20 protein-coding genes and 1 riboswitch are annotated in these 24,765 nt (G+C 63.1%); of the genes, 9 read left to right on the top strand and 11 right to left on the bottom strand.

Features of this window, described 5'->3' with window-relative positions:
- Positions 1–125: 125 nt before the first annotated feature.
- Complete coding sequence (locus tag LMH93_RS14050; protein ID WP_230064277.1) at positions 126–1,166, top strand: SMP-30/gluconolactonase/LRE family protein; 1,041 nt, start codon at positions 126–128, stop codon at positions 1,164–1,166.
- Here LMH93_RS14050 and LMH93_RS14045 read toward each other — a convergent pair.
- From LMH93_RS14045 to LMH93_RS14030, 4 genes are all read right to left on the bottom strand, one after another.
- Entirely contained in the window at positions 1,156–2,136 is a 981-nt protein-coding gene (locus LMH93_RS14045; RefSeq protein WP_079732525.1) for a site-specific integrase, read from the bottom strand. The genes LMH93_RS14050 and LMH93_RS14045 overlap by 11 nt on opposite strands.
- 60 nt (positions 2,137–2,196) lie before the next feature.
- Complete coding sequence (locus tag LMH93_RS14040; protein WP_230064276.1) at positions 2,197–4,524, bottom strand: putative bifunctional diguanylate cyclase/phosphodiesterase; 2,328 nt, start codon at positions 4,522–4,524, stop codon at positions 2,197–2,199.
- Positions 4,525–4,605: 81 nt separating this feature from the next.
- Complete coding sequence (locus tag LMH93_RS14035) at positions 4,606–5,589, bottom strand: SCO family protein (RefSeq protein ID WP_004576264.1); 984 nt, start codon at positions 5,587–5,589, stop codon at positions 4,606–4,608.
- A 55-nt stretch (positions 5,590–5,644) separates the two neighbouring features.
- Positions 5,645–9,040 (bottom strand): Ig-like domain-containing protein, encoded by a 3,396-nt coding sequence (locus tag LMH93_RS14030; protein WP_230064275.1) that lies wholly within the window; start codon positions 9,038–9,040, stop codon positions 5,645–5,647.
- Between the two features lie 241 nt (positions 9,041–9,281).
- Positions 9,282–9,396, top strand: a riboswitch (TPP riboswitch).
- Between the two features lie 78 nt (positions 9,397–9,474).
- Here LMH93_RS14030 and LMH93_RS14025 point away from each other — a divergent pair.
- The 5 genes from LMH93_RS14025 (at position 9,475) to codA (ending at position 14,738) form a co-directional block, all read left to right on the top strand.
- Complete coding sequence (locus LMH93_RS14025) at positions 9,475–10,122, top strand: TenA family protein (RefSeq protein ID WP_004374380.1); 648 nt, start codon at positions 9,475–9,477, stop codon at positions 10,120–10,122.
- Positions 10,119–10,784: a thiaminase II gene (gene tenA, locus LMH93_RS14020; protein WP_033725436.1), complete on the top strand. Its 666-nt coding sequence runs from the start codon at positions 10,119–10,121 to the stop codon at positions 10,782–10,784. Before LMH93_RS14025 ends, tenA begins: the two co-directional genes overlap by 4 nt.
- Before the next feature lie 228 nt (positions 10,785–11,012).
- Positions 11,013–12,278, top strand: coding sequence for a cytosine permease (codB, locus tag LMH93_RS14015; RefSeq protein ID WP_108078729.1), 1,266 nt, complete (start codon positions 11,013–11,015; stop codon positions 12,276–12,278).
- Positions 12,275–13,492, top strand: a complete 1,218-nt coding sequence (locus LMH93_RS14010) for a PucR family transcriptional regulator (RefSeq protein ID WP_004374385.1) — start codon at positions 12,275–12,277, stop codon at positions 13,490–13,492. Before codB ends, LMH93_RS14010 begins: the two co-directional genes overlap by 4 nt.
- 4 nt (positions 13,493–13,496) lie before the next feature.
- Complete coding sequence (gene codA / locus LMH93_RS14005; protein WP_004374387.1) at positions 13,497–14,738, top strand: cytosine deaminase; 1,242 nt, start codon at positions 13,497–13,499, stop codon at positions 14,736–14,738.
- Between the two features lie 13 nt (positions 14,739–14,751).
- Here the strand turns inward: codA and LMH93_RS14000 are convergent, their stop codons facing one another.
- The 7 genes from LMH93_RS14000 to LMH93_RS13970 all read right to left on the bottom strand — a co-directional run bounded on the left by LMH93_RS14000 (position 14,752) and on the right by LMH93_RS13970 (position 21,846).
- Complete coding sequence (locus tag LMH93_RS14000; RefSeq protein ID WP_230064274.1) at positions 14,752–15,699, bottom strand: ornithine cyclodeaminase family protein; 948 nt, start codon at positions 15,697–15,699, stop codon at positions 14,752–14,754.
- Positions 15,696–16,685: a threonine/serine dehydratase gene (locus LMH93_RS13995; protein WP_004374391.1), complete on the bottom strand. Its 990-nt coding sequence runs from the start codon at positions 16,683–16,685 to the stop codon at positions 15,696–15,698. The genes LMH93_RS14000 and LMH93_RS13995 overlap by 4 nt, the downstream gene beginning before the upstream one ends.
- A 93-nt stretch (positions 16,686–16,778) precedes the next feature.
- A complete protein-coding gene (locus LMH93_RS13990; RefSeq protein WP_004374393.1) occupies positions 16,779–17,384 on the bottom strand; it encodes a helix-turn-helix transcriptional regulator in 606 nt (201 codons plus the stop codon).
- Between the two features lie 226 nt (positions 17,385–17,610).
- Positions 17,611–18,054 (bottom strand): GlcG/HbpS family heme-binding protein, encoded by a 444-nt coding sequence (locus tag LMH93_RS13985; protein ID WP_049587911.1) that lies wholly within the window; start codon positions 18,052–18,054, stop codon positions 17,611–17,613.
- 2 nt (positions 18,055–18,056) lie between these two features.
- Positions 18,057–19,400, bottom strand: coding sequence for a metal-dependent hydrolase family protein (locus tag LMH93_RS13980; protein WP_014861072.1), 1,344 nt, complete (start codon positions 19,398–19,400; stop codon positions 18,057–18,059).
- Positions 19,401–19,572: 172 nt separating this feature from the next.
- A complete protein-coding gene (locus LMH93_RS13975; RefSeq protein ID WP_014861071.1) occupies positions 19,573–20,730 on the bottom strand; it encodes an alpha/beta hydrolase family protein in 1,158 nt (385 codons plus the stop codon).
- A 177-nt stretch (positions 20,731–20,907) separates the two neighbouring features.
- Positions 20,908–21,846 (bottom strand): LysR family transcriptional regulator, encoded by a 939-nt coding sequence (locus LMH93_RS13970; RefSeq protein WP_230064273.1) that lies wholly within the window; start codon positions 21,844–21,846, stop codon positions 20,908–20,910.
- Between the two features lie 276 nt (positions 21,847–22,122).
- Here LMH93_RS13970 and LMH93_RS13965 point away from each other — a divergent pair, with 276 nt between their 5' ends.
- The 3 genes from LMH93_RS13965 to LMH93_RS13955 all read left to right on the top strand — a co-directional run bounded on the left by LMH93_RS13965 (position 22,123) and on the right by LMH93_RS13955 (position 24,679).
- On the top strand, positions 22,123–23,064 hold the full coding sequence (locus tag LMH93_RS13965; RefSeq protein WP_010954082.1) for a VOC family protein: 942 nt from the start codon (positions 22,123–22,125) through the stop codon (positions 23,062–23,064).
- Between the two features lie 3 nt (positions 23,065–23,067).
- On the top strand, positions 23,068–23,415 hold the full coding sequence (locus LMH93_RS13960) for a Rieske (2Fe-2S) protein (protein ID WP_128573762.1): 348 nt from the start codon (positions 23,068–23,070) through the stop codon (positions 23,413–23,415).
- 139 nt (positions 23,416–23,554) lie between these two features.
- Positions 23,555–24,679: an FAD-dependent oxidoreductase gene (locus LMH93_RS13955; RefSeq protein WP_230064272.1), complete on the top strand. Its 1,125-nt coding sequence runs from the start codon at positions 23,555–23,557 to the stop codon at positions 24,677–24,679.
- Positions 24,680–24,765 lie beyond the last annotated feature (86 nt).

Here is a 24,765-nt window from a genome sequence, read left to right as displayed (position 1 = left end):
AGCAATCCTGCAGCGTGGCGACTCGGCGGTGATATCCGTGGGATATCAAAGTTGCATGCTTTTAATATTAAGTCATTGATTTTTTTGTTGATATCGTAAGAAAGGAGAATTGAAGGTAGCCAGAAATGCCCGTTACTCACCTGGCCGGTGCGTTGTGCCATCACACTGATTGCACCTTGCGCGCCAACAATAGCCAGCACATCGCCATGCGCTTCAACGAATACAGCAGTGTCAGCTACCCTCGGGACCTCGGCCGTGTGCAGGTGGCCGAGCGCTGGCGCCGCATCAAGGAATGCAATTACGTGCCGGTCAAAGTGGCCAACACGCGCGCGGACCTTGGTGAAAGCCTGGTCTGGGATGAACGCAGCGGCGTGCTGTACTTTGTCGATATCTCTGGCGGGCGCATCAACGGCCTGACACCCGATGGCGAAGTGGATTGCCTTTACGAGTCTGCCGCGCGTATTGGCGCCCTGGCGCTGACCGACCGGGGTAACCTGATTTTCACCGAGGATGCCAGCGTGGCCATCTTCGATGTGCCAACACGCAAGGTGAGCCAGCATTCGGCATCGGTCCATCCGCGCTCGACTTACCGCTTCAACGACGGCGCCTGCGACCCTCAGGGACGCTTCGTCACCGGCCTGATGGACGAGGCCCTCAGCGGCAATACCGGAGCGCTTTTTCGCTTTGACTGGCAATTGAGCGACCAGGTGATTCACGATGACATGGCTTTGCCCACCGGCCTTGCCTGGTCTCAGGACGGCCACACGGTGTACTTCGTCGACTCGGCGGCGCGTGCGATCTACCGCGCCGAGTACCTCATCGAAGGCCGGCTGGGCGCTGTTACGCTGTTTGCCGAAACCCCCGCCGAACTGGGCCGGCCGGATGGCCTGGCGCTGGACCGCGACGGCGGGCTGTGGGTGTGCCAGTACCATGGCAGCTGCCTGCTGCGCTACGACCGCCACGGGTACCTGACCGACCAGGTGTTGATGCCAGTACCGTGCCCCACCAGCTGCTGCTTTGGCGGGCCCGGGATGAACACCTTGTACATCAGCACCGCGCGTTACGACATGACGCCAGAAGACCTGCACCATTATCCGGACGCTGGCGACCTGTATGCCATCCGCCCGGAAACGGGCGGCGTCGCCAGGCACAGCTTCAAGGAATAAGCGGTTGCACCTGACTGGCCGGTAGCACGGCCAGATCGCCAAAACGCTGCGCCGAGTCGATGTAGCGCAGCGCCGACTTGGCGTCTTTCCAGCCCACATAGCTCATCAGCGACTTCAGTTCCCAACCATTGGCCGTGGCCCAGGTGGCGAAGCCACGCCGTAGCGAGTGGCCGGTATACAGCGCCGCCGGCACCCCGGCGCGTTCCAGCATGCGCCGCAGCAGGCCCACCAGGCTGTTGCTGTTGAGCGCGTTGTCGCCAAGGTTGCCCCAGCGGTCGAGTTTGCGGAACACCGGCCCATGGGCAATACCGGCGACTTCAAGCCATTGCAGGTAGGCAGTGACAGGGCACAAGGCCTTGAGCGCAGGGGTGCGGTGCTGGACGCCCAAGGCTTCGCGGTCGCCCTTGCTGCGTGGCAGGAAAAGCGTAATGCCGACACCGGCTTGTGCCTGGATGTGTTCGATGCGCAGGCGTGCCAGCTCATCGCCGCGAAAACCACGCCAGAAACCCAGCAACAGCAAGGCGCTGTCACGGCGAGCCCGGCGCAGGGCTGCCAAATCATGGTGCTCGCGGGCTTGTCGGGCTTCTTCTTCGAAACACGTCACAGCGGTTTGCAGGTGTTGCAGCAACAGCGGGGCGGCCTGTTTGGGCGGCGTCGGGTGCAGGGTGCGGATGCCGCGTAGCACCTGACGCACCAATGGCGCCTTGGTCGGATCGGGGAAGCCTTGGGCGACGTGCCATTGGCTGAGCGCGGCCAGGCGTTGGCGCAGGGTGCTGACTGCATGCTGGTCGGCATGATCGGCCAGGTAGCGGGCGATACTCTCGGCGGTGGCCGGGAGAAAGCCGCCCCAATGGCTTTCGAAGTGCTCGATGGCGGCCTGGTAGCTGCGCCGGGTGTTGTCACGGGTGGCGGCGCGAAGGTAGCGCTCGATATCGGTCATGGTGCGGGTGTCGGTGTGTGATCGGTACACGATAAACCGAAATGCGTTGCCTGTCCTTGCTCAACGCCATCGGCAAGCCTGCCGTTGCGCTCAGTACACGCATGCCTTGTCCTCGATACCGTTGAAGGGCGGGTAAACCCACAGCTGCGGCAGCGACAATGGCCGGCTGAAGTGGTAGCCCTGGGCGATATCGCAGCCGGCAAGCTTCAGGTACACCACCTGTTCACGGGTTTCCACCCCCTCGGCCACCACTTCCAGGCCCAGGCGCTTGGCCAGGATGATGGTGGAGGACACGATCGGGCTGTCGTCATGGCTGTTGGACAGCGCCGCGATCAGCGAACGATCGATCTTCAGCTTGCTCAGGGGCAGTGAATGCAGGTGGGCAAAGCCGGCGTAGCCACGGCCAAAATCGTCCAGACTGATACCCAAACCTGCGCCGCGCAACGTATGCAGGTGCGCCACCGCCGTGCCTTCGGGGTCAAGGATGGTGGTTTCGGTAATTTCCAGCTCCAGCTGCTGGGGCGCGATGCCATGATGCTGCAATTTGCTCAGCAGCCGGTCAGCAAAATCGGCTTGACGCAGCTGCAGGGCGGAGACATTGACTGCCAGCCGTGTCTTGCGGCCTTGGGCATTCCAGCTCGACAAGGCTTCACAGGCCAGCCGAATGACCTCCCAACCCAGTTCGACAATGAAACCACTGCGCTCGGCCAGGCCGATGAAGCGGTCCGGGTACAGCAGGCCGAAATCAGGGTGGTCCCAGCGCACCAGCGCCTCGTAGGCCAGCACCTGGTGGGTGTCCAGGCGCATCTGTGGCTGGTAGTGCAGCACGAACTGGCGTTCGGCCAAGGCACTGCCGAACGCTTGCTCAAGGGTGAAAGCCTGGATATCGGCCAGGTTCAGCGAGGGGTCGAAAAAGCGATACTGCGCGCGTCCAGCCTGCTTGGCCGAGTACATTGCAGCATCGGCACTGCGTATCAGGCTGTCGATGTCCTGGCCATCACGCGGGCAGATGCTCACCCCTACGCTGGGGCTGGTGTTGACCTCTTGGCCATCCAGGGCGTACGCGGCCGACAGTTTCTGCACCAGTTCGTGGACCCAGGCGTTGATCTGCGCCTCGCTGCGCTCGCCGGCCAGCAGCACCACGAATTCGTCGCCGCCAAACCGCGAAGCCTCGTCGCCGGGCTCCAGCAGGCGCTGGATACGCCCGGCCACAGCCTGTAGCAGCAGGTCACCAATCTTGTGTCCGAGCGAGTCGTTGATCGACTTGAAACGGTCCATGTCGATGAACAGAATCGCCATCAGTCGGCGCTTGCCACGTTGCCGAGTCAGCGCCTGGCTGGCCACTTCGACGAACTGGCGGCGGTTGTGCAGGCCGCTGAGGTGGTCCGTGGCGGCGGCGTGGCTGCTGCGCCGGTGTTCGTCCTCCAGGCGCACGATCAGTTGCTGATTGACCTGCTGGGCATGTTCCAGCGCGTCGAAGGCCTCCTGGCGCTTGCGCAGCAGGCGCAAGGTCCATAGCAGGCTGGCCAGGATCATCAGGGTCATGCTCAGGTTCAACCAGAACTGCCGGGAATAGGCCAGCGTCGAGGGTGCGAGGATTTCTGCCTGGCGCTGGCTGACCACCACGCTGAAGCCGTGCACGGGTACATGGCGGTACAAGCTTTGGTAGGCATCACCCGCTATGTATTGGGTCAGCATGCCCGCTTCGGTGTTTAGCGCCGGCAGCGGTGGCTGCAATAGGTCGCCCGCAGTCACCACGCCGCTGTTGTCGATGCGCAGCCGCTCCAGGCCGTCATCCTGCAGCAGACGCACCAGGCCACTGTTGCCCAGGTCGATAGGCTGGAACAGCACCGCCAGGTAGCCGACGTCCAATTGCACCACCAAAAGGTTGTCGATTTCCCGGCCGGTCGAATTGGTCAACGGCAGCAGGAAGGGCAGGCGCCCAGTGGGCGGGGCAGCGCTTTGGCTGACAGGCTGAATGCTCGGCAGGAAAGGTTTGAAACCGTAGCGGTCAATGTGCCGCTGCAGTTGGTGCAACCAGTCTGCCGGCAACTCGGCGGCCTCATCGGTGTGGCTGGCCGCTAGCAGCCGGCCTTGTCGGTCGTACAGGCTCAAGCGCTTGAACACTGGGTCTGCGGCCAGGCTGGGTACCAGGCTGAAGTTGCCTTGGCGCAGCGCTTTCATGTCGTCCTGGGTAACACGACCCACCGCCTGGGCGCGGTCGACAAGCTGTCGCAGGTTTTCGCCCACGATGCTAGCCAGGTTCAGGTGCTCGATGGCCTTGGCCGACAGTGCACCCTGTCGGGCGGTGGCTTTCTGCGTGACGTGCAGCCCCCAGAGAAAGGCCAGGGTCGCTGCACAGAGCATCAGGATCAGCAGTCGCAGAAGGCTGGAGGAGGAAAGCGAACGGCGAATCACTGCTGATAGTTCCCGACCCTGGGTAATGCTCGGAAAATACGACAATAAGATGACAGCCTGATGACTGGTGGCCAATAGCCTTTAGGGGATTTCCCTATTAGCCATGGGTGTTTGCAAGCGAGCCGTTTCCTCTTCGAGGTAGCTCATCAATGCACTGACTTCAGCATCGCCCAAGCGCATGTTGGGCATGGCCAGGCGGTTGTATTGTTCGAACAGCAGCATGGCCAAGGGGTCTTTTTCGGCCAGCATCTGGTCGGGCACCTTGAGCCAGCGGGCCAGCCAGTTGGCGTCACGCTGACGGGTCACGCCCAGCAGGTCGGGGCCGATGCCTGGCTGGCCTGGCTCGGTGTTGCCCACGGTATGGCAGGACGAGCAGCGGGTACGGAATATCTGCTCGCCGCTGCTGGGTGAGCGGATTTGCGGAGCCTGAGCGTAGTCATTGCTCATGGCGCTGGCCTGCTTCCAGTTGTGCAGGCTGTTGCCCAGGCGGTCGGCAAGGATGTACGGGCTTTCGAAAGGTGAGGCTTTCATCCAGCGGCCGGTGGCCTGGTTGCCGATGATGAGGCTCAGGTTGTGGTCTTTGGAGCGGCCGTTTTCCAGGCCATCGATCCACAACCCCAGGCTGCGGCGTAGTTGCTCGATGTCGTCGGGTTCGCCGGTCAGCAAGGTCCAGCCTGGGCCGATGCCGAACTTTTCGGCATAGCGCTTGAGGGTGGCGGGGGTGTCGTTATAGGGGTCGATGCTGATGGAGTAGAGGAAGATGTCTTTGCCGACCCGGTCACCGAGGATTTTCTGTACCTGGCGCAGGCGAGCGGTTTCTACTGGGCAGGAGTCGGAGCAGCCGGTAAAGATGAAGTTGATGGCGACCACCTTGTCCTTGATCAGGTCGTCGAAGAAATGCACTTTTTCGCCGTCCTGAGTGAGCAAGGGGATGTTGGGGAAATAGCTGGCCCCCCAGGGAGAGGCCGCTGCTTCGGCCACCGTTCGTTGGGGTTGCAGCGGCCAGAACGGAATGCTGGCGGCGAACAACGCGAGTACCAGCAGGAAACGCCATGAGCTGGGCATGATGCGGTCCTCGTGGGTTGGCTGATGGGGGCCGCATGGCGGCCCCGCTTTGCACTCACTTGTAGGTGACTGTCGCTGCCACCGTCTGGCCCAGCGTCGATTTCACCGTGACCGTCGCTGGCGTGGCCGGGCCAAAGCCGGTGGTGGTCACCGCTACCCGCCAACGGGCCCCCGTAGTCGTGGCAGTCAGCGTCGCGTTCCCCAGGCTTACCGGACCACCGGTGGTTGCTGCAGTCACGCTGATGCTGTTGCCCGTGGCAACCGTGGTAGTCCCCTGCACATCCCAGGTGAAACGGTTGCCGCTGCGTACCTGCACCGTGGCACTGGTGACCTTGAGCTCGTCGGCCGCCGCTGCTGCGGTTACGGCGATGCTGACCGTGGCCGGGGTCACCGACTCGGCCCCCTTGGTATCACGCGCCGTGTAATTGAAGCTGGCCGTGAACGGCGTGGCGACCGTAGCGGGTGGGTTGTACGTCACGGTGGTGCCGTCTGTGCTGACGGCTCCCTGGCCGGAGTCTGGCTGGCTGAGGCCGGTGACCGTGAGCGGTACGTTGCCGTCCGGGTCGCTGTCGTTGGCCAGCACGTTCAGGGTGATCGCCTTGCCTGCAGTCGTTGCGGCACTGTCATTGGCCACGACAGGTGGTTTGTTGGCCGGGTCGTCATTGTCGTTATCGGTTTTGGTGCGGAACGTTGGCAGGCCTACCGAGGCCATGTAGCGCACGCCGTCCCATCCTGGCAGCGGGGTGGGCATCACCTGGAACTGCCCCGGATGTTCAATGTCCCAGCGCAGCAGCATCGAAGAGTCCTCGTGCTGGGTGTTGTGGCAGTGCTCCATGTAGGTGCCGGCGAACTCGCGGAAGCGGATGGCCATTTCCACCTCTTCGGACGAATCAGGTTCCGACCCGATACGGTACACATCCTTGCGCGCCCATTTTTCCCATTCTGGCGGGGCCTTGCCGTCGCGGCTAAGAATCACGCCTTCCTCGAAGTGCACGTGTACCGGGTGGCTCCAGCCATTGCCTCCGTTGACGATCTTCCACACTTCCAGGGTGCCGTCGCCGCTGAAACCACCGTCGGTGGACTGGTTGGCCAATTGCGGCGCGGCACTGATGCGGCGTGGGTCCATGCTGTAGCCAAAGCCGCCGTCGGTCTTGATGGTCCACGGGGTGGTGTCCGTACCGTCTGAGCGGCCAAAGATGAACTCGCGGTGGCGGGCATCCTTGAGTTTGGCCTGGTCGGCTGCGGCGTCGCGGTCAATGGGCAGGGGCAGCATTTTCAGGCCAGCAGCCTTACCTGGCTTGGCCGGCTCATAGGCTACCGGGTCCATGCTCAGGTCCTGGCCGGTGTACGGTTGCACCCACAGTTGCAGAAACTTGCCGACAGCCGGGTCGCCGTTGTCCCACTGCGGGCCTTTGCTGGTCTGCTTGATCACCGCCTTGTATTTTTCCGACAGCACGTCGGCCAACGGGATAGCTTGCTTCGGACCTTTGCCGGAGTCGTGCTCCATCAGGTTGACGAAGTACAGCTTGTCGCCCGCCTTGATACCGTTCTTGGCGAAGTTGATGATGATGTCGTAGCGCTCGGCAATGCCCTGCAGTGGCAGGATGCCGTTGTTGTCTTGCAGGTTGCCGTCACCATTGAGGTCCATCGTGCCGTCGAATGGCACCGCGTGTTCCATGATGTTGCCGTCGTTGGCGATCATGTGGAACGGCACCCGCGCATACGACAGGTTGGAGCCGGACGGGCCTTTGAACTCACCACTGGTACCGGCAATCTCCCGCACCACGGCGAACTTGAAGTAGCGTGACACCGAGCCGTTGAGGAGACGGAAGCGGTAACTGCGCGCACGCACCTTGAGCCTGGGCTTGTACTGCCAGTTGACCAGAATCTGGTCAGCGAGGAAGCCGTCCGTGTTGAACGGGTTGAACCACAGCTGGCCATTGGCATCCCAGGCTTTGTCGGCAATCACCAGGTTGACGTCATAGTCACGGTTACCCCAAGGCATGGCTGACCCGCTTGGGAAGCGCAGGTTGACACCGTCCTGCAGGGCCTCGTTGCCGCGGTCCAGGGCGCTGTAGTAGTTCATCATCACGGCGTTGCCCTTGTAGACGTTCTGCGCCGTGAAATCCATCATGTGGTCGTGGAACCAGTGGGTACTCATGGTTTCGCGCCAGTCGCCACGAATCTTGATGCTGCCGTTCTCGCAGGTTTTCAGGCCCGGTGAACCATCGTTGACGAACAAGGTTTCACCCGGCGAGCAGGGGAACGCTGCACGCGGGTCCTGGGCACGGGTGTTGATGGTGTCGTAGCCGGCCAGCTGCACCGGCCAGCGGTAGTCGTAGTACTGGCCGGGGAAGAAGTACGCGTTGGCAAAGCCGTCGCTTTCGGCCGGCGAGTGGCCGTTGTGCTCGTGGGTCGAGATGGTATGCAGGCCAAAGCCACCGTTGGCCGAGGGGTCAATCGGCAGGGCGTTGTAATGGCGCATCAGGATCGGCTGGCCGTAGCGCACCATCAGCAGTTTGGGCGGGAAGGTGCCGTCGAAGGTCCAGAGCGATTTGTGGTTTTGCAGCGGCATGTTCGGATGGAAGCGTGTGTCGATGCCCTTGGTGGTGCCCAGCGTGGTCGGAATGTCGGAGGTCTGGTAGTACAGGCCGCCCGGGGCAAATTCGCCGACGGCATAGTTGTGCAGTTGCTTGCGGTCGCGCAGGCCGAGGTTGATGCGCGCACCGGCCTGGGCGGTCTTGAACGCTGCCTGCGGGTAAAACTCGTTCCAGCGCTGGTGCGACCAGCCTTTTCCTGGTGGCCGGCCTTCAGCGGGCGAGCCGACCGGCTGGCGGTTGAGGAACATCTCGATCTGCGCCTTCCATGGGTTGCGGTCCAGCACGTTGGCGTACTGGGTCGGAAACGGGTACAGGCCGGGTTGCTTGAGGAACGCTTCCAGTGCGTTGCCACTGGGGCCGCTGCGTGCCACCACGTTGGGGTCTTGGGCGGGGGCCGCGCCGAGGGTCGGTACCGGGAAGGTCAGATCGGGCACCGGCGTGGTCGGGTCGAGCTTCTCTGGTCCGAATTCTTCGAACAGCAGCAGTTGCTGGGTGAAAGGTTGCGCACCGAACAACGGGCTGGGTTTGCCGTTGGTAGGGTACTTGTCCGACGTTTGCAGGGCAGGCGGCAGTACGTTGTCGGTGCGTACCGTGTTGCGGTCGCCATACGCGCCATCGGTCAGCTCCAGCGAGCCTTCGTTGGCCTCTGGCATGGTGTTCAGCTCAAGCAAGGCAGCGGTCGGGTCGTCCGGCTGGTCGGTGTAGGCCGACGGGTCGGTCGGCGGTGGCATGCTGTTGTCGTCGAGGGGGGCTGCCATGGCCGTGATCAACCCGAGGCTGATCATCAGCGCAGTGACGGAGGAGAGATGGAACGCGCGTCTGGACGCGTGACTCACAGCAGATGTTTTCATTGGCTTAAGCCTCTTTTGCGGCCTTAGGGCCTTAAGCCATCAATGGCGTTTTGCCCGTTAAATGGCCATCAGCAACAGCTATGCCAACAGATTTTTCAGTAATGCCTTGACATACAAAACCTTGCAGCGTCTGGCGTGCACTAAAAGATGGCGCGTCAAGAATGGGGACAGATACCCATTAGCGGGTCACCATTGCCCACAGTTTGGGGAGTGACAGGCGCGGCGCCCTCGGGTATACCTGAGCGTCACCAAGGGGAGCCCGGCAATGGGCTGAGAAACCGCTGAACGCTACAGCGCGGTGACCCTTCGAACCTGATCCGGATCATGCCGGCGAAGGGATGGGGCTTGTAACCTGCCTTTTTGCCGGCCTCACTGCGAGGCCAGTCCATGTCAATTGCCAAGGTCTCGCTGTCACCCTCATCAAGGACAGCAACATGACCGAACGTTTCAGCCAGTCCCTGCGCCGCCAGAGCGAGCCGACCTGGTCGGCGGCCGTTGGCCACCGTTTCGTGACCCGATTGTGCGACGGCAGCCTGCCGGACCCGATCATGGTCGACTACCTGGTCCAGGACCACCGTTTCCTCGACAGCTTCGTGACCCTGCTAGGCGCGGCCATCGCCACCGCTGACACGTTTGAAGCCCGCCTGCGCTTCGGCCGCTTTGCCGGGATGATCTGCAGTGACGAGAACACCTACTTCCTGCGTGCCTTCGAGGCCTTGGGTGTCAGCCCGGCGCAACGCAGTGAACCGGCCGATACCGCGCCTACCGCAGGTTTCAAGGCGATCATGCGCGAAGCGGCAGCCACCCGTTCCTACGCAGCGGCACTGGCGGTGCTGAACGTCGCCGAAGGCCTGTACCTGGACTGGGCACTCAAGGCGCCGAAACCGATGCCGGACAACTTCGTCCATGCCGAGTGGATTACCCTGCATGACAACCCGGCATTCCAGGCATTCGTCGCTTTCCTGCAGGCCGAACTGGACCGCGTCGGCCCGCAGGAGGCCGCATTGGCAAGTGACTTCTACCAGCGCACCGTGGCGCTGGAGCTGGCTTTCTTCGATGCAGTGTACCCGGAGGGCAAATGAGCATGGATATCTTCGAGCGCCTCAAGGCCGCTGCCTCGCCACAATGGAACTGCTACGTAGACCATGACTTCGTGCGTCAGATGGGCGAGGGCACGCTGAGCGAGGAAGCGTTCCGGACCTACCTTGTGCAGGATTACCTGTTCCTGATCCAGTTCGCCCGCGCCTGGGCGTTGGCTGCCTACAAGAGCCGCCGCCCGGCCGACATTCGTGCAGCGCAGGCCGGGCTGTCGGCGATCCTGGATGAAACCGAGCTGCACGTGCGCCTGTGCGCGCGCTGGGGCTTGACCCAGGCAGACATCGAGGCCGCGCCAGAGCATCAGGCCACGGTGGCATACACCCGTTATGTGCTGGACTGCGGCGCAGCCGGCGACCTGCTGGAGCTGCACGTGGCACTGGCACCTTGCGTGATCGGCTATGCCGAAATCGGCCGGACCCTGGCCGAGCGCATTGGCGACTTGAGCAATCACCCCTACCGCGAGTGGATTGGCGAGTATGCCGGGGAGGGCTACCAAGGGGTGGCCGCAGCAGCGCGCAAGCACCTGGATGAACTGGCGGCGCGCAGCATGACCGAGCAGCGGTTCGCCGAACTGGCAGGGATTTTTGGCCAGGCCTCCAGCCTGGAGGCTGATTTCTGGCAAATGGGGTTGGACGGGACCGTGTAAACCGCCGTGGGCTGGGTGATTACTACCCAGCCCAGGCCCGCTTTGGTGCATGAGCGCCTCAAAATAAGTCGTCCCGCACACTCCAGATCGTCAGATCGCAGCTTTAATGTGCACAGTGCATATGGATTTCTGGGCGAGCAGCCCGATTTCTTCCGGGTGGCGGCGCAGGAAAAAGCGGCCCGCATATTGCTCTTTCCGCTCCCAACTACACACCCGGAGCCCCGTGCAATGAGCTCACCCAGCGAATTTCCACTCAGCGAAGCCCCCCAGTCCGCCCGCAAGGGCCTGCTGCCGATCGCGATGGTCTTGTTCAGCTTCACCTTCTTTACCGGCACGATGTTCGCCGGCGGCAAGCTGGGCATGGCATTCAGTTTTGTCGACATGCTGTGGGTAGCTACCCTCGGCAACAGTTTGCTTGCCTTGTATGCCGCAGTGCTGGCCTTCATCGCCTCACGCAGCGGGCTGAATACCGTGTTGATGGGGCGCTTCTGTTTTGGTGAAGCGGGGAGCCGGCTCTCGGACTTTCTGCTGGGTTTTGCCGAACTGGGCTGGTATGCCTGGGGTACGGCCACGGTGGCCATCGTGCTGGTCAAGCTGCTGGGGCTGGCGGATGGTTTCGGCATGCCGTTGATGGTGCTGTTCGGGCTGGGTTTCAGCATTACGGCCATCATCGGGTTCAAGGGGCTGGACCTGTTGTCGCGGGTGTCGGTGCCATTGATGTTCGTGCTGCTGTTGGTGTCCATGTACATCGCCACCCGTGATGCCGGTGGCTTTGCCGGCCTGGCTGCAGTCGTCCCGCATGAAACCATGACCTTTTCGGCGGCAGTGACCATGGTCTTCGGCACCTTCGCCAGTGGCGCCACCCAAGCCACCAACTGGACACGGCTGGCACGCAGTGGCCGGGTAGCGGTGATCGCCAGCGTGGTGGCATTCCTCCTTGGCAACGGCCTGATGGTGGTGGCCGGGGCGTGGTGCGCGATGGTTTATCAGCAGGCCGATATCGTCGACGTGATGATGCTGCAGGGCCTGTCGTTCGCGGCCGTGGTGATGCTGTGCCTGAACCTGTGGACCATTCAGGGTCCGACCATCTACAACGTGTCGGCCGCCGCCTGCCACTTGTTGCGCAGCGAGCGCCGGCGCACGGCAACGCTGGTGGCGGCCGGGGTTGGCATTGTGCTGGCGATGGGTGGCATGTACGAAATGCTGATCCCGTTCCTGGTGCTGCTGGGGTCGATCATTCCGCCGGTGGGTGGGGTGATCATGGCTGATTTCTGGTACCGCCACCGCGGCAAATACCCGGCACTGGGTACGGCACACCTGCCACGCTACAACCTCACCGGGCTGTTTGCCTATGCCGTGGGCGCAGTACTGGCCTATACCTCACCGTGGGTCGCGCCGCTGGTGGGCATCGCCGCCTCGGCAGTGTGCTACATCGTCATTCTAGAGCTGGGCGCACGCCGCCGGGCGCCCGGCCAGGCGGGCGTCGAGCCGTGAGCCTGGCGCTGGACGAGCTCCTGCATTTGCCCGGTCTGCACGAAATGCAGGTGCGGGCCGGCGCGCGCAACCTGCAGCGGCGGGTACGCTGGCCTTACGTGGCGGAGAACGAGGGTATCGCCGAATGGGTGATGGGCGGTGAACTGGTATTCGTCACCGGCATCAATCACCCGCGCGGCGAAGCCAACCTGCTGAGCCTGGTGGAGGATGGCGAGGCCGTGGGCATTGCCGGCATGGTGATTCTCACCGGCGGCAGTTTCATCCAGAGCATCCCGGCGCCCGTTGTCGCGCGCGCCGAGCAGCTGGGCTTGCCGCTGATCGAACAGCCCTACGCACTGAAGATGGTGGTGGTCACCCACCTGATCGGCACTGCACTGGTACAGATGAGCCAGGCGCGCCGCTCGCGTAACGACATCCTTGGGCAACTGCTCACAGGCGACTACCCAAGCCTGGCGATTGCCCGGCAGCGGGCAGCACACCTGCAACTGGCCCTGGATAAACCGCGGCGCCTGCTGGCGTTGCGCCTGACGGGCGTGGACGCCTTGTTCGAGCGCCAAGGGCTGGCCCACGGCGAGCGTACCTGGCAGGCCACCCGGCAGGCCCTGGAAGACCAGCTCGAAGCCTGGTGCCGCCAGCGGCCCGGCAGTGTGACGGCGCAGTTGCCGGGCGACCTGTTCGTGGTGCTGCTGGCCGATACACACGACTTACCCGAGACGTTGGGCGCGCTGTACCGGCAGTTGCAAGCCGCGACTGATGAACTGGGCCTTTACATGGGCTTGTCGAGCCTCGCTGACGATTGCGCGCACTACCGCCAGGCCCTCAACGAGGCACGCCAGGCGCTGGATGTGGCGCAGCATCTGCGCCCGGCCAACGGTTATTGCAACTTCAGCGAGCTCGGCGTGTTGCGCCTGCTGCAAGGTATTGTCGACCGCTCGCTGGTTGACGATTTCGTCAGCCGCACCCTCGGCCCGCTGATCGCCCCTGGGCGCAAACACGCCCATGCTTTGGTGCATACCCTCGACGCCTTGCTCATGGAAAATGGCAACGGGCTCAAGGCCGCACAGCGTCTGGGGCTGCACCGCAACACGATCAATCAGCGCATCCAGCGCATCGAACAACTGAGCGGGCAGTCGCTCGACGACCCGCTTTTTCGCATGAATGCTTCGGTCGCCATGCTGGTATGGCGCATGAGCGAAGCCCACGGCAAGGAGTAACAGCATGAACATCATCAACGCACGCCTGCGCGGCAAGCCTGGCCTGTTCCGCGTCGAACTGAACGGCGAGCGCATTGCCGCCATCGTGCCCCAGACCGACGTCGTGGCGCCCGCTACGGGCAATGACCTGGACGCCGGGCAAAACCTGGTGGTCGCGCCCTTTGTCGAGCCGCACATTCACCTAGATGCCACGCTGACCGCAGGTGAGCCGAAGTGGAACATGAGCGGCACGTTGTTCGAAGGCATCGAGCGCTGGTCGGAGCGCAAGGAAATCACCACCCACGACGACATCAAGACCCGTGCGAAAAAAACCATCGGCATGCTGGTGGACCACGGTATCCAGCATGTGCGCACCCATGTCGATGTGACCGACCCGAAACTCACCGCGCTCAAGGCCATGGTCGAGGTGCGTGACGAAGTGCGTGAGCTGATCGACCTGCAGATTGTCGCCTTCCCGCAGGAGGGCATCGAGTCGTACGCCAACGGCCGGGCGCTGATGACTGAAGCCGTGGCGATTGGCGCCGACGTCGTCGGCGGCATCCCGCATTTCGAAAATACCCGCGACCAGGGGGTATCGTCGGTGAAGTTCCTGATGGACCTGGCCGAGCGCACCGGCTGCCTGGTGGACGTGCACTGCGACGAGACCGACGACCCGCAATCACGCTTCCTCGAAGTGTTGGCCGAAGAAGCGCGGGTACGCGGCATGGGGGCCCGGGTCACGGCCAGCCACACCGTGGCCATGGGCTCGTATGACAATGCGTATTGCTACAAGCTGTTCCGCCTGCTCAAGCTGTCGGGCATCAACTTCGTGTCGTGCCCGACCGAGAGCATTCACCTGCAAGGGCGCTTTGACAACTACCCGAAACGTCGTGGCGTGACCCGCGTGGCCGAGATCGACCGCGCCGGCATGAACGTGTGCTTCGGCCAGGACTCCATCGTCGACCCGTGGTACCCACTGGGCAATGGCAATATCCTGCGCATTCTCGAAGCCGGCCTGCACATCTGTCACATGCTCGGCTATGAAGACCTGCAGCGCTGCCTGGACCTGATTACCGACAACAGCGCCCGCACCCTGAACCTGGGCGAGCGCTATGGCATAGAGGTAGGGCGGCCGGCGAACCTGTTGCTGCTGTCGGCGCCGGATGATTACGAGATGGTGCGCAGCCAGGGGCACGCGTTGGTGTCGGTACGCAATGGCAAGGTGCTGATGCAGCGCACGCCAGCGCAGGTGCAACGTTTGCGCTGACGCTGTTGTCGCCTCAGGTGCACAGGGCTGCCAGGGCGTAGCTTGCGACTTGTGCATCCTGCACTGCCACACCGGTCAGGTCCGCCAAGGTAATCTGGCTGTCGTGCTCACGCCCCTTGGCACGGCCAGCCAGCAGCGTACCCAGCTCGATCAGCTGGTGAGCGTCGATCTGGCCACTGCCGAGGGCATGGGCCACTTCGCCGTACTGGCTGCACTGCGCGATGGCGTCGACGATGATACGGTCTGCTCTTGCCACCAGTGCCGGGTCCAGTTCCTGCTTGCCGGGCGCATCGGCACCGACGGCGGTGATATGCGTGCCCGGCTGGACCCAATCGCTGTGCAACAGCGCCTGGCGAGAAGGCGTGGTGCAGACGATCAGGTTTGCCGCGCCCGCAACCTCGGCAGCATCCTGCGTGCTGTGCACTGCGAAGCCCAGCTCGCGGGCAAATGCCGTATAGGCCGCAAGCCCGCGTTCATGCCGGCCCCAGACAATCACCTGGCGACAATCGGTCACCGCGCGAAGCTGCTCAAGCTGCATCTGCGCCTGCATGCCGGTGCCGAGGATGCCAATGGCCCTGACATGGGCCGGCGCCAGCAGCCGGGCAGCGATACGCCCGGCCAATGCAGTGCGCATGGCAGTCAGCCAGCCTTGGTCCTGCAGCAGTGCCAGCGGCTGACCGGTGTGTGCAGACAACACAAGCATCAAGCCATCATTGCTCGGCAGGCCCTTGGACGGGTTGTCGTAGAAGCCTGTCGAAAGCTTGACGGTGAAGGTCGGGCTGCCTTCGATGTAGGCCGACTTCACGCAACAGTCACCGTTCGCGCCCTTGAATGCGAAGCGCTGCACGGGCGGCACCTGCACCTTGCCTTCGGAGTAGGCGATGAAGCCTTCCTCCAGTTGGCTGACCGCGAGCTCGGGGTTGAAGCGGGCGATGATCTGCGCCTTGCTGAAGACCTTCATTGAACGGCCTCGAGGAACTTCTCCAGCAGGATGTTACGGCCACACAGGATCACCGCGACACGCTTGCCCTGATAGCGTTCGGCGAGCTTCTGCATGCCGGCGACCGCAACCGCTGCAGCGCCTTCGATGATCCAGCGCTCACTGCTGGCGATGTCGCGCATGGCGCAGCGGATTTCGTCCTCGCTGACCAGCACGGTATCGGTGAGCAGCGCCTGGCAAAGCGGGAAGGTGATGGAGCCTGGCTCGACGCCGCCAGCCGTGCCGTCCGACAGCGTTTCGCAGGCATCCAATTCGATGATCTCACCGGCCTTGAGAGATTGCTGCAGCGTTGGGTCATTTGCCGGCCAGCAGCCGATGATCTCAGTGCCCGGCTTGAGGACGCGCAGGGCGGCGCCGATACCGGAAATCATCCCGCCACCGCCCACGGCGACGAACACCGCGTCCAGGTCTGGCGCCTGCTCGAACAACTCCACGCCTATGGTGCCCTGGCCGGCAATGACTTGCAGGTCGTTGTAGGGGGATACGAAGGGTACGCCGTGGGCCTTGGCTTGCCTGGCGGCTTCCAGCTCTGCACTCAGCGGGTCGGTGGGCAGGCAGACCACTTCGGCGCCCAGCATGCGCATTGCCTCTGTTTTGTATGCCGATGCGCCCGTGGTGGTGTAGACCTTCACTGGCACGCCCGCCATCTTGCCGGCCAGGGCCAGGGCCTGCCCGTGGTTACCGGATGAGGCGGCTATCACCCCCTGCTTGCGCGCCTCGGCCGGCAGCAGGCGCATCTTGTTGCTGGCACCGCGAAACTTGAATGAACCGGTGTGCTGCAGGTGTTCGCATTTGAGCAGCACTTCACAGCCGGTCAGTGCCGACAAACGAGGGCTGTGCAAGAGCGGGGTAATGCTGACGGCCGGGCGGAGCGCCGCATGGGCGTCCTGAATGTTTTGGTGCAATGTATCAAGGAACTGGGCATCAACGGACGGGGTGGCTGGCATGACGGGTCCTTGCAGGTGTATGGATAGTTTGTCCACAATAGAATAATATTCCACCGGCAGCAAGGGCGTGTGCCTACAGCCAGGCAATACCGCCTAGGCCCTGACTTCCTTCAGGTATTTGTACACGGTGGCCCGCCCCATGCTGAGGACGTTGGCAACGTAATCGGCGCCGCTGCGCCCCTCGAATGCACCCTCGGCATGCAAGGCCAGGACAAGGTTGCGTTTGTCTTTCATCTTCAAGGTCTGCAGCGACAGGTTATGCGCTTGCAGCCACGCTTGCAGGAAGGTGTTGATGCGCTCCTGCCAATCGTTGCGGAACAACGCATCCGGTTGCGGCTCCAGCCGACTCATCTGGAAGAACGCATCCAATGCCACACGCGCCTGTTCCAGCACCGACACGTTCAGATTGATGCACATCAGATACTCGGCTTCGCCTTGCGAATTGTGCAGCACAGCACTGATCGAGCGGACCTTCTGACCGTTCCAGTTGAGCTTCTCGTAGGGACCAAGGTTGGTACCCTTCAAAAGGTCACCCAGTTCTGAACCGAGTGCTGAATCATCGCCGAGCTTGCGATGTGAGAAATTATTGGCGATATGAACGATTGTCTGGCCGCGTATCTCATGAATGACGACTTCCGCGTGGGGGTACAGCAGCAGGGCAATGCTTTCAGCGATTGCCTGGTAATTTTCCAGTGTCATGCATTAGCCAATGATCTATTGAAGATCGCCTATGTTGGCCCTAGAGAATCCTGGGCACAAGACGGAGCTTTACCGGGTCAGGATCAAGTCCTGGCTGCGAGCCGTTCGCCTCGGCCATTGCTGCGTCAGCAGCATCCCAAGTCCTCCAGTGGGATCCGCAGCCGGCGAGCGACCTCGCCTTGGCCTGGCTCCGCCAATTGCTGGTGGAGCAGGCCAAGGCGTTGGCTCAGGGCTGAAGATCGCCGCTGTCGCCGATCAGCCCTAGCGCTTCGATGGCCAGCAGCGCGCACCGCTCATCGTTGTCCGAGGTATCGCCACTGACGCCGATGGCGCCCAGCAGGCGGCCTTCTGCATCGCGCAGAAGAACGCCGCCGGCGACCGGAATCACCTCGCCACCGGTGAGGCTGTTGATGGCATCGAAGAAGGCCGGCATGGTCTGGGCGCGGCGCGCCAGTTCGCGGCCGCCGAAGCCCAGGCCCAGGCAGCCGCGGGCCTTGCCGGTGGCGATCTGCGGGCGCAGGAAGCTGGCCTGCTCATCGCGCAGCACCGCCAACGGGTGGCCGGCGCTGTCGAGCACCGCTGCGGCCATAGGCTTGAGGTTCAAAGCGCGTGCCTGGTGCAGGGTCGCGACGGCCAGTTGCACTGCCAGTTCGAAGTTGAGCGTTGTCATGTTCACAGGCTCCATTTGCCGAGTTCGGACACGCGGTCGCGGGTGTAGAGGTCGGTCCATTTCAGCGAATTGAAGTCCGACACCTGCTTGGGGTTGTAGGCGGTGCGTTGCAGCCGTACCGGCTCGCCGGCCTTGTACACCGCCTGCAGCCGAGCGCGGTCTTGAAGGATGCGGATGTCGTCCAGGGGCGAACCGTCGAGCACCAGCAGGTCGGCCTGTTTGCCCGGTTCCAGGGTGCCGAGCGTCTCGCCGCGCGGCATCAAGCGTGCGCCGACATGGGTTGCGGCGAATAACGCTTCGGCCGGGGTGAAGTCCAGGTGCCGTACCAGCAGCTCCAGTTCGCGAGCGTGCCATTCGCCATAGGGCGTCACTGCAAAGCCGCTGTCGCTGCCGCAGGCGAAGGGTACGCCGGCGGCCTTGGCGCGCTTGAGTACCGGCGCGCCGAGCTCGAGGGTCCGGGCGCAGTAGGCGGCGTAGCCGGTGCTGATCGCGGGGTCATGGGGCTGGCAGAAGTCCACGGTGTTCTGCGGGAAGGTCATGGTCGGAGCGAGCACGCTGCCAGCCTCAAGCAGCGCCTCGATGCAGGCGTCATCCATGTAGAAGGCGTGGAACACCAGGTCGACGCCGGCCTTGGCCGCGTACATCACCGCTTCTCGGCCATAGGCGTGGGTAGCCACCCGGCAGCCGAGGCGATGAGCTTCGTAGACCATCTCACGGGTCTCGTCGGCGGTGAAAGCGGCGATGATTTCGCCGTTGGGGCGGCGGTGGGTGCCGTCCATGGCGATCTTGATCAGGTCCACGCCGTCCTTGGCCTGCTTGCGGATCTGGGCAATGGCATCGTCACGGCTGGTGACCAGCGCGGCGGTGAAGTACTCAGGGGCGCCGACGCGGCTGGGGAACCAGTCGTTCAGGCTCTGTCGATTGGTGATCACTCGGCTGCTTGCCGCGATACGGGGGCCTTCGAACAGTCCGGCGTTGACCGTATTGCGCACGGCAATGCTGAGTTGGCCACTGTCGCCAGGGCAGACCATGGACGTCACGCCGGCAGCCAGAACGTGCTGAGCGAAGAACAGCCCCCGCAGGGCGCGAAACTCGTCGCTGGTCCAGATGTCGATGTCTTCCTCGCTCTGGGCATTGCCAAACGCCAGGTGGGTGTGCACGTCCACCAGCCCGGGCATGACGAACTGGCCGTGGGCTTCACGGTCGCCGGGTTGCGGACGGGGTGCCTCGGCGGATGGCCCGACATGGCGGATCACGCCGCCTTCGATGATCAATGTCTGTCGTTGGCGGGTGTGCAGGCCAGTACCGTCGAACAGGGTAGAGCAGTGCAGGTGCAGGGCACTCATTGGTGAGCTCTCTCATCGTGAGGTTGGTGCAAGGCTAGGCCGTGGTGACTGCCCAGCACCAACAGATGCTATTGATGGCCAGGTATCGATGGCATCGATACTTGGCGCTCTCTGGCGCAGAAACGAGAACGGCGCCAATCGGCGCCGTCGGAGCCAGGGCCGGCAGCGCCGATCAGGCCGTGTGGCCGCCAAGGGTTTCGGCGATCCAGTCGGCGATGTAGTGCCCGGCATTGATGCTGTTGTCGAAGCTCGAATGCTGCACGCCACCTTCACGGTCAGTGAAAATCTTCAGTTCGCGTTTCGGGCTGTTGACCAGTTGCTCGTAGGTGCGGTGTGCCCATTTGAGCGGGATCTGCGAGTCTTTCTCGCCGTGGGTGACCAGAAACGGTACGTGGATACGGTCGAGGACACCGTCGAGGTGTACGTTTTCGGCGATGCGCATGAAGTCGTCCAGGTCCTTCGCCCCCCAGACCCATTGCACGTGCGCCCAGTAGTGTGGCACCGGGAAGTTGCCTTCCTTCTCCAGGCGACGCTTCTGCACGTCGCGCCAGTCGTGGTTGGCGCCCCACACCACGCCGCAAGCAAAGCGCGGTTCGAACGCCACTGCGCGCGGACAGTAGTAGCCGCCCAGGGAAACGCCTTCCAGGCCGATGCGCTTGGCATCGACATCAGCACGGGTTTCCAGCCAGTCCACTATGCGGCTGGCCCAGTGTTCGCTGTCATGGCGTGCCGTCATGCCGTGGAGGCGAAGCGCTTCGCCGGTGCCGGGCTGGTCGACAATCAGCGACGACACGCCTCGCCTGGCCAGCCAAGCAGGCAGGCCAACGCGGTATTTCATTTCCTTGGTCGAATCCAGCCCGTTGACTTGCACCAGCAGCGGTGCCGGGCCACTCACGCCTTCTGCGCGCACCAGCAGCCCCGAGAGGTGCTTGCCTTCATACGGGATCTCTACGCGCTCACAGTTCTCCTTGGCCAAATCGATGCCGCGGGCGAAGGTGTCGAGGAAGCGCTGATACAAGGCTGCACGACCCGGCGCGCCGTGGGCCTGCAAGCGTTCGCAGGTGAGGTAGTAGGTGGCCGCGCGGTTGTATTTTTCGCCGGCGGACAAGCGTCGGCCGGCGGTTTCGTCTTCTTCGGCCAAGCCGCACAGCTTGTCGGCCATGGTCGACCATATTTCCCGGAAGGCCTGGGTGCCGGCGGCGTCGGGCTGTTTGGCGGCCTCCTGCAGCGGTGCGCACATTTCCTCGATTTCACCCATGCGGGCACCCATTTCGATGGCCAGATCCACCGAGAGGTTCCAGACGTAATTGGTGGGGAAGTAACGGAACATTCTTGTTGTCCTTCTGCGGTCGTGGAGTCCGGCGCCCACTTGAGCGACAGGCAGGGCGCGGTTTGAAGGCAAGGTACGCAGGCAGGGCAGGGTGGGGCCAATCGTGATCAGGGATGCGAGGTATCGTGAAACGCGATGCCCCAGCACCGTTGCGGTGTCTGGGGCGATGGCCGCCGCTCAGGCGGTGGCGCGCAGAGCATCTGGCTGCGTGCTGGCGCACTGAATGACATCGCTGATGCGCTCGCGCAGCCATCTGTGCATGGGGTCGCCGTCCATGCTGCGGTGCCACAGCATGAATTCGCGCATAACCGGGATCTTCACTGGCGGTGGCAACAGGCGCAGCGGCAGGTAGCCGGCATAGAGTTCGGCCAGTCGGCGGTGCATGGTAGCGATCCGCACGGTGCCCACCAACAACTGGGGCAGGGTGTTGAAGTCGTTGGTGATGACTTCCAGCCGCCGATTGAAGCCGTACTGGTTCATGAACCAGTCCTCGATGCTCAAGTGGCGGTTGCGGCCAAAGCCCACCGAAATGTGGCCCATCTGCATGTACTGCTCAAGTGTCAGATGCTCGCCCACCAAGGGGTTTTCGCGCCACACCACGCAGACATGATCTTCCTCGAACAGCAGCTGCGCCGGATGGCCTTCGATGAGGTAGCGCTCGGGCACGATCATCATGTCGACCTCGCCTCGCATCAGCAATTCGGCGCTACTGTCGCCTGGGCCGATCATCTCGAAGGTAATGTGCGGCGCCTCCTGATGGATTTTCTGGATGACCTGAGCGAATACCACACTGATCAGGTAGTCCGAGGTCACCAGGCGGAAGTGTCGCTTGCTGGCGGCCGGATCGAACACCGGCTTGGCCGTTATCGAGGCGCGAATGGTCAGTAGCACCTCGCGTACCGGTTTGGCCAGTTCCAGAGCATAGGGGGTGGGCTGCATCTTGCGGCCGACCTGCACCAGCAACTCATCCTCGAAAAACGTTCGCAAACGCCCCAGCACTCCACTGGTGGCCGATTGAGTCATGTGCAGGCGCTCGGCGGCGCGTGTGATGTTTTGCTCCTCGAGCAGGATGTCCAGGGCAACCAGCAGGTTCAAGTCCAGGTGGTGAAAGCGCATGGTGATAGCTCTCGGTTCTTGTAGTTATTTTCGCGATACCTTCCCGCTGCATTGCCGCTACGTCAAGACCTGCAAGCCACGATACCGAGCCAACGCCACAGCACATGGGCTGTGGCCCAGGTATCGCGATTGCCGATGCCTCGCATTCTGACTCGCGATTGGTCACGCCACCCCGCCACCGAGCAACCTGCACGCCAGTCGTACGGCCGACGTGCCGCCGCGACCCATTACCGGTGACCTGCCTCGCCGAATAACAATTTCAATGGAGTGGTAGCCATGAATATTCTTGGTCTCGACGCGCTGGTGTTTGGCGTCGACGATATCCAGGCCTGTGCCGATTGCCTGCGTGACTATGGCCTCGATGCCGTTCAACTGGACGGCGACGGTGGCCGTTTCGAGGCGCTGGACGGCACCTCGATCATTATCCGCCGCGGCGACGACCCTGGCTTGCCGCCGGCGCTCGGGCCGACCCCATCGCTGCGCGAGACCGTTTACGGCGTCGCTTCGAGCACCGATCTGGCGGCCATCGCCGACGAACTGGGCCGTGATCGCGAAGTACGGCGCGACGCCAGCGGCGCGTTGCACACCTTCGACGACCTGGGCTTTGCCATTGCCTTCCAGGTGACCTGCCGTCGCCCCTTCGACGCGCCGGCCGACCTTACCAACGCCCCCGGTAGCGCACCGCAGCGCCCGATCAACCAGCTCGGCATTGCCCCGGACATGCCGGCGTTGCCGCGCACCTTGTCCCACGTGGTGTACTTCGTACCCGATGCGGCCAAGGGTGAAGCGTTCTACCGCGATCGCCTGGGCTTCGTCACCACTGACAGCTTCATCGGCGTCGGCCCGTTCATGCGCACCGCCGCCATGGATGATCACCACTGCCTGTTCATGATCCAGACCCCACCCCACATGCAGGGTTGCGAGCACTTCACCTTCCATATGGGCAGCGGCACCGAGGTCCTGCTGGCCGGTACGCGTTTCCAGCAGCAGGGCTGGACCAGCTTCTGGGGCCCGGGCCGACACCTGCTGGGTTCCAACTGGTTCTGGTACTTCAACAGCCCGCTGGGCTGCCACATCGAGTACGACGCCGACATGGACAAGCACGATGACGCATGGGCGGCGCGTCAGGCGCCGATGTCGGCCGACAACTCGCAGCTGTTCCTGTTCGCCTCGCGGGAGAAATGGGCACCCAGCGGCCCGCCTGCGAAGCAGGGTTGAAACATGGCGTGGGTGGAGCTGTGCCGGCTCGATGAGCTGGGCGAGGGTCACGCGCGCGGTTTCGACCCACAGGGCAGGGGCGCGGACAGCCTGTTCGCCCTGCGGTACCTGGGCCAGGTACGCGTCTACCGCAACCTGTGCCCGCATTTGATGGTGCCCCTGGAGTACCGCAAGAACCGCTTTTTGAGCGCCGATGGCCAGTGGATCGTCTGCTACGCCCACGGTGCGCGCTTCATGCCCGAAGACGGCACTTGCGTTCACGGCCCCTGCCGAGGCGAAGCCTTGGAGGCACTCGATCACAAGGAAGCGGACGGCTGGCTGCTATTGCCGCTGGAGCAGCTCGATCGCTGACCTATCGCGCCGCGCGATAGGTCGCATCCCGCGACGCGATTGGTCATGGACCGGCGCAGGCGGGAAGCTGTGCATAGGCACAGGAAACGGCCGCCCCGCATGACGGGGCGCACAACAAGAACAAAACGTGAGACATGCCATGGATACTGTGAACAACGTGTTGATCGTGGGCGGCGGAATTGGCGGGCTGTGTGCCGCCATCGCCTTGCGCCGCAAGGGCGTCGCCGTCGATCTGGTCGAGCTGAAAACCGAGTGGACCGTCTACGGCGTCGGCATCATTCAACAGAGCAATGTGGTGCGCGAGATGCACCGGCTGGGCCTTCTCGAAGCCTACCTTGATGCCGCCTACTCCTTCGAGGACGTGGCCATCTATACCACCGAAGGGCAGCAACTGGCGCGCATCCCTGGCCAGCGCCTGGCCGGTCCGCAGTATCCGGCCAATGTGGGTATCTCGCGCCGCGCCCTGCACAAGGTGTTGAGCGAAACTGCCATCGAACTGGGCACCCAGGTGCGCCTGGGCACCTCGGTGGAAAGTTTCGAGCAAGACGACAGCGCAGTGGACGTGCTGTTCACCGATGGCAGCCAGGGGCGCTACGGTCTGATGGTCGGCGCCGACGGGTTGTTCTCGAAAGTCCGCAGCGTGCTGTTCGGTGATCGTTATCAGCCGCGTTTCACCGGGCAGTCGGTGTGGCGCTACAACTTCCCGCGTGCGGCAGGTATCGACCACCTTGCCAACTACCAAGGGCCCTCTGGCAACGCGGGGCTGGTTCCGCTGGCCGATGACCTGATGTACCTCTTCACCACCTCCCACGAGCCGGGCAACCCCTGGATGGAACCGGCCGCTTTGGCTGATGGCCTTCGCCAGCGCCTGGCCGGTTTCGGCGGGCTGATCGGCGAATTGCGCGAGCAGATCGTCGACAACGCCGGGGTCGTTTACAAGCCGCTTGAAGCGGTGTTTGTCGACGAACCCTGGTACTGCGGTCGAGTGCTGCTGATCGGGGATGCCGCCCATGCCACCACGCCACACCTGGGGCAGGGGGCTGGCATGGCCATTGAGGACGCCGTGGTGCTCGCCGAGGAGCTCACCGCGGGTGGCAGCCTCGACGTGCAATTGCAGCGTTTCATGGGCCGGCGTTTCGAGCGCTGCAAGTTCATCAGCGAAATGTCCCTGCTGGCAGGTGTGAAGGAGATCCAGCGCGATCCTTCCTTCGACCGCATCGGCCTGGTCAAGCGCATGCTGGAGGTCACTGCGCAGCCGATCTGACTCCCCGTACCCGGCACGCCCTGCCTTGTCGGCGCGCCGGCCCTATGCCAACACCGACGCACAATAAAAAGAAAGAGGAAACCCCG

Origin of the sequence: Pseudomonas sp. CIP-10 (assembly GCF_020911845.1) — a bacterium.
In the GTDB taxonomy this organism is placed as follows: Bacteria; Pseudomonadota; Gammaproteobacteria; order Pseudomonadales; family Pseudomonadaceae; genus Aquipseudomonas; species Aquipseudomonas alloputida.
The sequence above is the reverse complement of the archived record's forward strand: the minus strand, read 5'-3'. Positions and strand labels throughout refer to the sequence as shown.